The sequence below is a fragment of the Blautia sp. BCRC 81119 genome (assembly GCF_003184505.1).
Taxonomy (GTDB): Bacteria; Bacillota; Clostridia; order Lachnospirales; family Lachnospiraceae; genus Blautia_A; species Blautia_A fusiformis.
Window position 1 is genome coordinate 24,805 of record NZ_QJHD01000003.1, and the last position, 12,003, is coordinate 36,807.

At 41.0% G+C, this 12,003-nt stretch carries 12 protein-coding genes; 11 read left to right on the forward strand and 1 reads right to left on the reverse strand.

Going from position 1 to position 12,003, the window contains the following annotated elements; all coding sequences use genetic code 11:
- Positions 1 to 17: 17 nt before the first annotated feature.
- Positions 18 to 650, forward strand: coding sequence for a flavodoxin family protein (locus DMI82_RS02225; RefSeq protein ID WP_006427000.1), 633 nt, complete (start codon positions 18 to 20; stop codon positions 648 to 650).
- 45 nt (positions 651 to 695) lie between these two features.
- The gene (locus DMI82_RS02230; protein ID WP_242981796.1) at positions 696 to 1,175 is read left to right on the forward strand and encodes a flavodoxin; all 480 of its coding nucleotides are present in this window, start codon (positions 696 to 698) and stop codon (positions 1,173 to 1,175) included.
- A 307-nt stretch (positions 1,176 to 1,482) separates the two neighbouring features.
- Here DMI82_RS02230 and DMI82_RS02235 read toward each other — a convergent pair whose 3' ends face one another.
- Complete coding sequence (locus DMI82_RS02235) at positions 1,483 to 1,719, reverse strand: helix-turn-helix domain-containing protein (protein WP_005341369.1); 237 nt, start codon at positions 1,717 to 1,719, stop codon at positions 1,483 to 1,485.
- A gap of 129 nt (positions 1,720 to 1,848) precedes the next feature.
- Between DMI82_RS02235 and DMI82_RS02240 the strand changes: the two genes are divergently transcribed.
- The 9 genes from DMI82_RS02240 (at position 1,849) to DMI82_RS02280 (ending at position 12,001) form a co-directional block, all read left to right on the forward strand.
- Entirely contained in the window at positions 1,849 to 2,241 is a 393-nt protein-coding gene (locus tag DMI82_RS02240; protein ID WP_242981797.1) for a hypothetical protein, read from the forward strand.
- A 40-nt stretch (positions 2,242 to 2,281) separates the two neighbouring features.
- Positions 2,282 to 2,614: a DUF5720 family protein gene (locus DMI82_RS20200; RefSeq protein ID WP_005341391.1), complete on the forward strand. Its 333-nt coding sequence runs from the start codon at positions 2,282 to 2,284 to the stop codon at positions 2,612 to 2,614.
- A 187-nt stretch (positions 2,615 to 2,801) separates the two neighbouring features.
- Positions 2,802 to 3,710, forward strand: a complete 909-nt coding sequence (locus tag DMI82_RS02250; RefSeq protein ID WP_158526417.1) for a ParM/StbA family protein — start codon at positions 2,802 to 2,804, stop codon at positions 3,708 to 3,710.
- Entirely contained in the window at positions 3,707 to 3,997 is a 291-nt protein-coding gene (locus tag DMI82_RS02255; RefSeq protein WP_110102373.1) for a plasmid segregation centromere-binding protein ParR, read from the forward strand. The genes DMI82_RS02250 and DMI82_RS02255 overlap by 4 nt, the downstream gene beginning before the upstream one ends.
- A 154-nt stretch (positions 3,998 to 4,151) precedes the next feature.
- Entirely contained in the window at positions 4,152 to 4,742 is a 591-nt protein-coding gene (locus DMI82_RS02260; protein ID WP_015513324.1) for a hypothetical protein, read from the forward strand.
- Positions 4,743 to 4,812: 70 nt separating this feature from the next.
- Positions 4,813 to 6,108, forward strand: a complete 1,296-nt coding sequence (gene dcm / locus DMI82_RS02265) for a DNA (cytosine-5-)-methyltransferase (RefSeq protein ID WP_110102375.1) — start codon at positions 4,813 to 4,815, stop codon at positions 6,106 to 6,108.
- Between the two features lie 2 nt (positions 6,109 to 6,110).
- On the forward strand, positions 6,111 to 7,067 hold the full coding sequence (locus tag DMI82_RS02270; RefSeq protein ID WP_006426990.1) for an amidoligase family protein: 957 nt from the start codon (positions 6,111 to 6,113) through the stop codon (positions 7,065 to 7,067).
- Between the two features lie 12 nt (positions 7,068 to 7,079).
- On the forward strand, positions 7,080 to 7,562 hold the full coding sequence (locus tag DMI82_RS02275; RefSeq protein ID WP_015513326.1) for a gamma-glutamylcyclotransferase family protein: 483 nt from the start codon (positions 7,080 to 7,082) through the stop codon (positions 7,560 to 7,562).
- Between the two features lie 74 nt (positions 7,563 to 7,636).
- On the forward strand, positions 7,637 to 12,001 hold the full coding sequence (locus DMI82_RS02280) for a SpaA isopeptide-forming pilin-related protein (RefSeq protein WP_110102377.1): 4,365 nt from the start codon (positions 7,637 to 7,639) through the stop codon (positions 11,999 to 12,001).
- Positions 12,002 to 12,003: the final 2 nt, after the last annotated feature.

The following is a 12,003-nucleotide window of genomic DNA, read 5'->3' on the forward strand; positions in this document are numbered from 1 at the left end:
CATAAGAGGAAAAATCAATGAAAGTATTACTTGTCAATGGAAGTCCACACAAAAATGGCTGTACTTATACAGCTCTTTGTGAAGTATCCAGTGCATTAAATGAAAATGGCATAAGTACAGATATTTTTTGGATTGGAAACAAGCCGATTTCAGGATGTATTGCCTGCAGAAAATGTCAGGAAAAAAATAAATGCATCCTGGATGATATCGTGAATGAATTTCTGGAAATAGCAGGGGATTATGACGGATTCGTATTTGGAACTCCGGTACACTGGGGTGGTGCAGGCGGTGCAATCACATCCTTTATGGACAGAGTCTTTTATGCCGATTTAAACGGTGGCGGCGACAGATTCCGCCTGAAACCTGCCGCTGTGGTAATTTCAGCAAGAAGGGCCGGAACAACGGCCACATGGGATCAGGTAAATAAATATTTTGGTCTGATGCAGATGCCGATTATCACATCGAGATATTGGAATATGGTACATGGGACGAATCCGGATGAAGTAAAACAGGATCTCGAAGGAATGCAGGTTATGCAGATCCTTGGAAACAATATGGCATATTTCATTAACTGTAAAAATGTTGCGACAAAAATGGGAATTGAAATGCCAAAGGCACCGGATTTTGTATTTACCAATTTCATCCGATAGAAATTAGCGTGACAAACATTTTATACGACAGGAGGTGACCTTAGAATGAAAACAAAGAAAATAGCAGCAGTACTCTTAACATGCATCGTGGCAATCGGTTTGATGGCAGGATGTGGAGCAAGCAATACAAACCAGTCTGCTTCTAATAATGACAGCCATTCTACAAGTACAAACCAGTCTGGAAATGAAGAAGCGGATACAAATTCCGAAAACACTACAGATACAACAGAAAATACATCAACAGGAAATGGAAAAACATTGGTTGTATATTATTCAGCTTCAGGAAATACAAAAGATGTTGCTGAAAAGATAGCAAAAATTACAGAGGCAGATCTGTTTGAAATAGAGCCTGTGGAGCCATATACAGATGATGACCTTGACTGGACAGATGATGACAGCCGGGTGTCAAGAGAACATGATGATGAGAGCTTAAGAGATGTGGAACTGGTGTCTACAACAGTTGATAACTGGGATTCATATGATACGGTATACATTGGCTATCTTAAAATGGAGTACAGTTTATAGTAGTGTATAGCGTGTACCAAGTTATAATTATGGGGTTGAAAATAACAGTATACACAGATAATGTGGAAAAATGTGTATGACGTTTATATAGAAAATAACATTGAAAAAGAAATTCAAGAATGGGTAAATTCATTAAATTTAAAATAGAATAATAATTACATGAGTGACAGAAGATAAGAATCTGAATTCCCTGTCACTTTTATATTATTTGATAAGAAAAAAGAACTGGTTTATATCCGATAAGAATATAGACTGGTTCTTATTTTTAATATGCTATTATATACACAGGGAGTCGGGGAATGTCGAACTATAGCAAGCCGGAAAAGAAAGCATTGATATCGGTATGAAAGAGTTTTGCAAGTGCAACTAATTCAGATGCCTTAATGTTCATGCGATTTGTTTCCAGTTTGGCATAGGTACTTTTGGTGATGGAGATACCCATAAGATTTAATTTTGCAACTACTTGGTCTTGAGTCATATTGTTTTTATATCGAATTGCTTGGATATTTTTACCAATATCCATATCTGGTCTAATCTTTTGCATAATGATGAACTCCCCTTATAAAATAAAAAGTTTCGTAATACAGAAACATATATATTGATTCTAAAGAATTTAAATTTTATAATGTTTCGTAATAAGGAATTATTTTTAACAGGAAGAGGTAAAAGTATAATGGATGTGGAGATGGAAAAGAGAAAATTTTTAAATCTATGTGGCAAAAGAGATCGAGCATTATTGTCAGGTGAAAAAAGAATGACATTGGGGGATATGGAACGATTGACATATCTGACAGGATTTTTTGAACTGGAGAACTATGGAATCGCCTTATGGAAAGAATTTGGTGATGATGTAAAAGAGCCATTTGAAGCGATGATGAAAATGTTAGATGAGCCGGAGTGCATAGAAGATCGATGGCTTGATGACGAAGCAAAAGGGGAAAAGTGGTTGTTAGAATTTCAGGAACTGGCATTAACGGAAGAATACAGGGAATGGATTCGAAATTATATCGATAAAAAATATGAAGAAAGAGGATTACCATATCCGACAGGAGCAGACTTCGATTAAGAGGTCTGCTTTTTTCTGGTCTTTTGGGAGGTGATAAGAGGTGGAAGTAAGTATTTATGAACTCTTGGCGGCAGCAAGAGAATCGGCTAAATCTGATTATATAAAAGGGGACAGCATTTTGTGTGAGAAGAGATTTCATCCAGATACCCATTACATGGTAGAAATAGAACTGCTGAAAAATGATAACAAGCTGGGAAAAAAGGGCAATTATATACGGAAGTTTTTGACAGAACCGGAGTATCTTCCCATTTTACAAAAGCAGGAAAAACATCTCATAAAAATAAAAAGACAGGCAATTGTTCAAAAAGGAAACTTGCGATATATCCCTCCCCCGGACAGGCTGGACCGCCGCCGGGAGAGGGATCTTTTATAACCGGCTGGGAAGGAACAGTAGTGTTCCTCTGGCGATAGTGGTATAAAAAAGCCAGATTTTCCGCAGGTTTTGGGACGCTGGAACATAGAAAAGTGTTCACGAATGGCACTTTTGCAACGATCCGTTGCAGCAGTGACAACATTTTTGACCTTACGTTAAACAGAAAAAATGAAAGGATGTGATTGCGATAATCATAGGAATTGATCATGGCTATTATGCCATTAAAACAAGACAAGTGTCTTTCCCAAGTGGAATTATTGGGTATGATTACGAGCCGTATACCATGCAGAATGTTCTGCAATATCAAGGAAAGTATTATGTCTGCGGTACGGGAAGACAGACGCTGGTAAAAAATAAAACGTCAAATGATAATTATTATCTGCTGACGTTGGCAGCCATTGCAGAAGAAATCAAGCATCGGAAAGCGGAACGAAAGACAGAGGTAATTCTGGCTGTTGGACTTCCGCTTTCAAGTTTTGGAAGAGAGAAACAGGGATTCAGGGAGTATCTGTTGCGGAAAGAGCAGCCAGTGCGATTTTTATATGAAAGTGAGTTATATGAGATAACAATAAAAGATGTGAAACTGTTCCCACAGGGATACTCTGCGCTTGCTCTGCATCCAGAGTATCTGAAGAATGAACCGTCTGTTCTGCTTGTTGATATTGGTGGCTGGACCGTTGACCTTATGAGGCTGGACAATGCTGTTCCGAATGCAGCAACGTGCAGAAGTCTGGAACTTGGAGTAATCCGATGTATTGATGAGACAGCAGAACAAGTGCGTAGAAATACCGGACTGTCTGTGACAGAAACTCAAATTGAGCGTGTGCTTCGGGGAGAATCTTGCAGTATGGCAGAAGAGGCCAGACGGATCATACAGGAAAACGGACGGAAATATATAGAAAGAATACTGTCTGCGGTGACAGAATCCGGGTTTGATCTCCGGGCAGTACCCACCGTATTTATGGGGGGAGGCTCTGCAATTTTAAAACGCCACGTGACCACACAGGACGCGATTTGCCGCCCCGTTTTTATAGAGGACGTCCATGCCAACGCAACAGGGTATGAACGGATTGTACAGCAGATGTGGGCGAGATGACACGCCCTGTGTATTCGTTCCGCCCGAATCTGAAAAAACCAGAACACCAAAGGGCATGGGAGAAATTTCAAAGTGTTCCAGAAGGGCAGAAAAGCCAGTATCTGGTTCAGGCAATTCTGGAAAAAGAGGATCGAAAATGGCTGGAAGAAGTCATTCAAAAGACGATAAAAGAAAGTGTTCGAGAATTAGGAATATGTGGCACTACGGAACAATCGACAACGAACCCATCATCGGAAGAAATACCAGATCAGATGATGGATTTTCTATCTCAAATGGAAAATTTGTAAAGGGGGTGAGGCCTATGATTGCACGATACATACATTGTTGGATCTGCTAGGGGTAAGGCATAAAATGCATCGTTATCTTTGGTGGGTATTGTGAATAGCTTTCCATGCGGCTTTGGAGTATGTTGTGTGTAGCGAAAGAGAAAGGAGAAAGGTTATGGCAGAAATGAAAAATATCTGCGGAAAGATCCCGATGGACTTACATGAGAAAGTAAGAGAAGAGATTGAACTCACAGAAAGCAGCACACAAAAATTTTTACAACAGGTCATTGAAGAACATTTCAACAGACTGGAAGGAAAAGGAGAAATAAGCATGGGAGCAGTAAGAACAGTAGCAGTACAGGTATCAGAGGAATTATTCCAGAGATTAAAAGTAGTCATCGGAAAGAAACACATGAAACAGAAAGACTTCTTAATTCAGATTATAGAAGAAGCACTGGAAAAGGCAGAGGCCGAATGGCAAAGCAAAGATCAGCCTGAAGAATCCGAACAGACAATTGGAGAATTGGGAACAGAAGAAACACAACCGGAAGAAAGCACTGAGCCGGAAAGGGACAGCGAACCAGAAGAGGAAAGCGAACCAGATGGAGAGAGCGAACCGAAAGAGGAAAACGAACCAGAAGGGGAGAGTGAACCGAAAGAGGAAAACGAACCAGAAGGGGACAGCGAACCGGAAGAGGAAACTGAACCAGAAAGAGAAACTGATCTGGAAGAAGAAACCAAAACAGAAGAACCAACAGAATGGTAACCAATTGATACAGAATAACGAAGGGCGGTATGAGAAATCATGCCGCCTGTTTTTATCAGCAAAAAGGAGGTTGATAGCCGCAACCATTCAATTTTTTGATCTCTTTAGCGGAATCGGGGGATTCCGTGAAGGCTTAAGACGGGCAGGAAACTTTGTCTGTGTCGGACATTGCGAGGTGGATACTTATGCGGATAAGAACTACCGATTGCTGTTTGACACAGAAGGGGAGTGGTATTGTAGTGATGCAAGAACAATTGAACCAGAACGAATGCCAGATTTTGATTTACTCTGTGCAGGATTTCCTTGCCAGGCATTCTCTATCGCCGGAAAGCGAGAAGGATTTGCTGACGCAAGAGGAACTCTCTTTTTTGAAATTGCCCGGATTCTTGAAGCTAAAAGACCATCGTATTTTATCCTTGAAAATGTTCCCGGTTTGTTATCGCATGACAAAGGCCGGACGTTTTGCACCATCCTCAGTACGCTTTCTGAACTGGGGTATCATGTCGAATGGAAAGTGCTTAACAGCAAGGATTTCGGAGTCCCCCAAGCAAGAAAGCGGGTGTATATTGTCGGATATCTTGATTTCCGATGTGCCGGAAAAGTATTACCTGAACCAGAAACAAATGGAGCAGCTCTTGTTCAAATCCGGGCAGGAAGTCAGGGAAAAAGAGTCTACAGTCCAAAAGGATTAAGCTGTACCCTGACATCACAAGCCGGAGGAATGGGTGGAAAGACAGGATTATATGATGTGGGTGTTCCAATTAAAGAAAATACAAAGCTCGGCTACAAACTTGCAAGAGAGGGTGACAGCATCGATTTAGGCTATGCGAATCTCAACAGCAGGAGAGGAAGAGTCGGACATCAGATAGCACACACCCTGACTACAGGTATCCAACAGGGAACACTTCATTTTGTAGATTTGTCTCCGCCACCACTGGTAACTGAAGAATGCAGAAGCCTTAATACCCGACAATGTGGAATCCATAAATACAAAGGAGAATGTTCCGGCGTATTAAGTGAAGAAGGGGCAAGAGCAGTCCTTACACCAGCCAAAGAAAATGTCCGTCAGAACGGCAGACGCATGAAAGAACCAGAAGAACCGATGTTTACAATTACTGCAACCGATCGTCATGGCATCTTGTATCACGGAAGAATAAGAAGATTAGTTCCAAGGGAATGTCTGCGACTGCAGGGGTATTATGATTGGCAAATAAATAAAATCATAGACAGCACTTCTGATGCACAGCTTTATAAACAGGCTGGAAACGGAGTAACTGTCAATGTTATCGAGGCAATTGGCAGATTGTTACAAAAGGCAGACTCCGAACTCAACACACAGGAAGTGTCTGAAAAAGGAATCCATTAGGCATGATCGGTATAAAAGACCAATACTTTGGCACAGAAATCGAGATGACAGGAATTACCAGACAACGTGCTGCAGAAGTTGTTGCTGAAATGTTTGGAACAGAAGCATATTATGACGGCACTACTTATGGAGTCTGGTCAGTGATAGATTTGGAAGGAAAAAAGTGGAAATTTATGTCTGATGGGAGCATTTATACACAACGAAAAGTATACGGTCGAATTGTAGACGCAGGTGGAGAATATTCAACAGAAATGGTATCTCCGAAATTATCCTATGATGAAATGGGTAAGTTACAGGAAGTAGTACGATGTCTGCGACAGCATGGCGGTTTTGTAAATGAGTCCTGTGGTCAGCATGTTCATGTAGATGCATCGAATCATACACCGCAGAGTCTGAAAAATGCACTGACAATTATGTATGCAAAGGAAGATATTCTGTTCAAAGCACTGAAAGTGCAGGAGAGAAGAGCAAATAGTTATTGTCAGAGGGTGCGACCGGAGGTATTGGAGAAAATCCGAAAAATACCAAATAAATCAATCACAATGGACCGAGTAAGAAATGTCTGGTATGGAGGCAGGGATGGAAGTCATACCCATTATGATCATACCCGTTATTATGCTCTGAATCTTCATGCTGTGTTTTCAAAAGGAACTTTGGAATGGCGCTGTTTTGAAAGCACACTTCATGCAGGAAAGGTAAGAGCAAATATTACTCTGGCATTAGCCATTTCCGCACAGGCGATCAATCAGAGATCGACACAGATGAAAAAGACACTGATATCAGAAAATCCAGCATTTACATTTCGTACATTTTTATTGAGACTTGGGTTAATTGGAGACGAATATAAAAATGTCCGAAAACATTTGCTGGCAAATCTGGATGGTGATCTTGCGTGGAGATATGATAAAAGCACGTATGAGTGTTTGAAGAAAAATCAAAGGACAGAAGGAGTCAGATAGAGGTGAGAAAAAATGGAAGATAGATATTACTTCGCTTATGGCAGCAACATGAATCTGGAGCAGATGAAGTACAGGTGTCCGGCTGCGGAAGTTGTGGAAAATGTCCGGCTTGAAGATTATCGGCTGGCATTTCGAGGAAAGGCTCCGGGTAACGGAGTAGCAACGGTACTGCCGGAAAAGGGAAGCTGTGTCGAAGGAGTTTTATGGAAAATCACAGAAGCGTGTGAGAAGAGTCTGGATTTCTATGAAGGATTTCCAAGTTTTTATGGGAAAGAATCGATTCAGGTAAAAAATCAGGATGGAGTGGAGAAAGAGGTGTTTGTATATATGATGAACGCTCCGCACAAAGATGTTCCGGCAAGACCATCGAAGTTTTATCTGGATGGAATTCTGGAAGGATATAAGGATAACCAGATTCCAACAGATTCTGTCATGAAAGCGGTGAAGCGTACCAGACAGGAAGTGAAAAAAGAAAAAAATCGATATACAAGATAAAACGTACCGCAGAGGAAACATCTTCTGCGGTATTTAATTAAAAAAATCTATTTATAATTAGGAAGGAAAAGCACATGAAGGTTAGAAAATTAAAGACCAGAATAGCTGCTTTTGGACTGGCTGTCCTGATGGGCATCAGTACCTTGAGCAGTGTAAATGCGTTTGCGGTCGAACAGACAGGCTCGGAACAGCAGACGGAAGTACAGGCGGTAACAAGCCAGAAAGATACATCGGTTACAGCAGATGATATCACAAAAGCGGTTTCGGATGAAACATTTGCGGTGGAAACCTGTATGGAAGGAATCCATTATGATGCAGAAAAAGAAGATGTTACGCTTGTAAGTATCAAAGATGAGAATGGTGGAGAGTATCATTCTGACAAAGCAGGAACATATATTGCCACTTATATGGTCGTTCCAAAAGATAAGAGTGACAGCTATACCATCACCCGGAAAGTGACTCTGACGGATACAGAAGGTCAGGCACATTCTGAAGAAAATGGTGGAGAGAAACAGAAGTCAGATACAGAATCTGAAGATGATTCGGATTCGCCTGTGCAGAACTACACAGATGTAGAAATTGAAACATCCGAAGAAGATGCATCTGCACAGGCAGTCAAAGAACTGAAAGAGGACATCGAAGAGGGAAATGTGATGGTATTGTCTGCGGCTGAAAGAGCTACAAGCAGCGGTTCCACAGTTACATTGACAAAGGGGAGAACTATTTATTATCCAAGTTATATTGGAAATTATCTTACTTGCCTGTTTACAGTCAATGGGAAAATTGCATACTGCCTTCAGTCCCAGAAAGCATCCCCACCGAGTGGAAGTTATGTAGCACAGGTACTGGACAGCAATAAAAATCTACAGAAAGTCCTTTATTATGGTTATGGCGGGGCAGGAGATCTGACAGGAAGTTATCTGTCTGGAAAAACGGAAGATGAAAAGTATGTGTATACACACATTGCAGCCAGCTACGCTTATGCAGGAGAAGCCGGATTTACAGGGTGTAATTATAATGACCTTGTAAATGCAGGGGTTATCGCATATATCAATTATCTGTTTGGACAGGAAGAACCGCCAAAAGGTGAACTGAGCCTTTCAAGCACAAAGCTGAATGCAGTACGGGATGGAAACATCCAGAAAACACCAAATATCACACTGTCTGGAGATCACAGAAACTATGTGACATTGAGTGTACCGGAAAATGTGACAGCACATAATCTTTCCAAAGGAACAAGTGTTACAAATGGAAAAATCCAGATTTATGGTGGAGATACATTCTATCTGTCTGCGGATTTATTACTGACAGGCAGTTATGCTTCCGGCAACTTATATGGTTCTGTCGGAAAGACATGGAGAACACTGGTGCTGACAACCGGAAATTCCAAGCAGGATATCGGTGTATTTGAAAGTGAAACAGCAGCTCCGGTAAGTTTTAGTGTACAGTGGCTGAATATGACACGCATTGAACTTATGAAGAAAGATGTCAATACACAGAATCTACTGTCAGGAGCAGTTTATGGTATTTATACTGATAAGAAGTGTGAAAACCTGCTGATGACAATGTCAGCAACCGGAAGAGATGGAAAAGCAGTCAGCGATTATTTTGATTCTGCACTGAAAACTGTGTATGTAAAAGAGATCACTGCTCCGACAGGATATAAACTGAATACAGAAGTATATAAAGTAGATGTTGCAGCCGGAAAGACATTGAATGTAACAGCAACAGATGAGAGAGTCACCGGAAAAGTAAAAATCGCAAAGATCGATAAAGAAACACTTGCATTTAAAGCGCAGGGGGACAGTGCTCTTCGTGGTGCGGTGTATGGTCTTTATGCCAAAGAGGACATCGTGCATCCGGATGGCACAACAGGAGTTCTGTATAAACAGGACAGCCTGATTGCACAGGGAGTCATCGGAGATGACGGAACACTGGAATTTTCAGAATTATACCTTGGAGAAATGTATCTAAAAGAAATCACTCCACCGGAAGGATATACACTGGATACTACCAAATATGAGGTATCAGTAACTTATGAAGGTCAGGATGTTGCCGAAGTGACAAGAGACCTTACGGTAAAAGAGCAGGTAAAGAAACAGGCATTCCAGTTAATCAAAATCAGTGAAGATGGAGAGCAGACAGAAACGGACCTGGTTGCAGGAGCAAGATTTAAGGTATATCTGATCAGCGACCTGACACAGGTGAAAAATGGGAAACTGAAACCGTCCAATGGAGAAAGCTATACAGCAAGTGATTTCAAGAATTATGACTTCAGCAAAGAGCAGGTTGCAGTTACTTATGAGAATGGAACCGCCGTACCAGTACCGGAACTGATCACTGATACCAAAGGATATGCAGTCAGCCCGGAACTGCCGTATGGAAGTTATGTTGTAGTGGAAAGCACTACCCCGGAGAATCTGAAAACCATTGATCCATTTGTTGTAAATGTGGAAAATGACAGCAGAGAACCAATGCAGTGGAGAGTATTTGATGACCGTCCGTTTGAATTTTTGTTGAAAATCGTAAAGAAGGATGCACAGACTGGAAATACGGTTTTAAAGGCCGGAGCCTCTTATAAGATTTACGATGTGACAAATAAGAAATATGTGGAACAGGTTGTTCAGTATCCGAAGAAAGAAAAGATCAGTGTATTCAAAACAAATGAGGAAGGATATCTGATCACACCGCAGGAACTGAAGTGCGCTACCTATCGAATCGAAGAAGTAAAAGCACCGGAAGGATTTGTAAGACAGGGAAGCGAAGAGTCCCTGTATGATGGAACAACGATTATTTCACCATTAGAGCAGACTACAAAAGGAACATATAAAGAAAATCCACAGAATGGTATTGTAATTACAGTATCCTCAAACACTGCACATCAGATTGATCCGGATACAGGAGCTGCGATTGTAGAAGTAGAACAGAAAAATGACGAACAGGTAGGAAGCCTGCTCCTGACGAAAAAGGGAGAACAGCTTACCGAAGTAACCGGAGATTCTGTTCTGGCAAAAGTAAAAGCACTGGTTTCTAAAGTAAGAAATACCGTATCTGGTAAAGAAGAAACAGGTATTTATAAAGGCTTTAAATATGAAGAAACCGGAGTAGAAGGTGCTGAATTCGAAGTATATGCCAAAGATACCATCTATTCACCGGACGGAGCAAAGGACGAAGAAGGAAATCCAGTTGTTCGTTATGAGAAAGATGATCTGGTAGCCAAACTGACTACAGATGAAAATGGAACAGCAGTTATCAACAATCTGCCACTGGGAACGTATTATCTGAAAGAAGTTGTAGCAGGAGAGAATTTTGTCCTAAATACAGAACAGAAAGAATTTACCCTGACAGCAGAGGATGATACACAGGCAGTTGTTTATGAAGGCGTTACCTATAAAAATGAAAGACAGAAAGTTTTCGTATCAGTAGAAAAGAAAGATTCTGTCACAGGCGAAAAGCTGGAAGGTGTTATTTTTGGACTGTATGCTGCAGAAGATATTCTTTCTAATCAGGGAGAGGTTCTCGTAGAGAAAGATACCTTGCTGGAAAAGAAAGCAACGGATGCAAAGGGAACACTTACTTTCGACAGTGATCTTCCACATGGAAAATACTATGTCAAAGAGGAAGTCAGAAAAGCTGGATATCTTCCAAATGAGGAAGTATGGAATGTAGATGCAACTTACGAAAATCAGAATCTTGCAAAGATTGAACTGAACAAAGAAGTTGAGAATCAGCCGACAGAAACACGCATTACAAAAACAGATGCAACTACCGGAAATGAGCTGGAAGGAGCCAAACTGCAGGTCATTGATAAAGACGGAAATGTTGTGGAAGAATGGGTAAGCAGTAAGGAAGAACATGTCATTTACGGACTGCCGGAAGGAAGTTATACCTTACATGAGGAACTGGCTCCTTATGAAGATGGCTATGTGTCTGCCAGCGATGTGATGTTTGAAGTCAAAGAAGATGGCAGTGTGACAAAGGTTGAGATGAAAGATGAATATTCCAAAGTGGAAATTTCAAAAACAGACCTTACAACCGGAAAAGAACTGGAAGGGGCAAAGCTTCAGATTATCCGCAAAGACGGAACTGTTCTGGAAGAGTGGATTACAGATGGAAAACCACATTCCGTTGAAAAACTCCCAGTCAATGAAGAACTTACTCTGCGTGAGATCACAGCACCGGATGGTTACGAGATTGCGGAAGATGTCACATTTACATTGAAAGATACAATGGAAGTCCAGAAAGTAGAAATGAAAGATGCCAGAACACCGGAGAAAACAACAGAAAAAACAAATGCACCAAAAACAGGTGATAACCAGAAAATATGGGCGTTTGTTCTGCTTGCACTGGCATCTGCTGGAACAGCTACAGGAGTGACTGTATACCGCAGAAAGAAGTCAAAAATGACAGACAACAAAAAAGAAACAGAAGAAAAATAAAA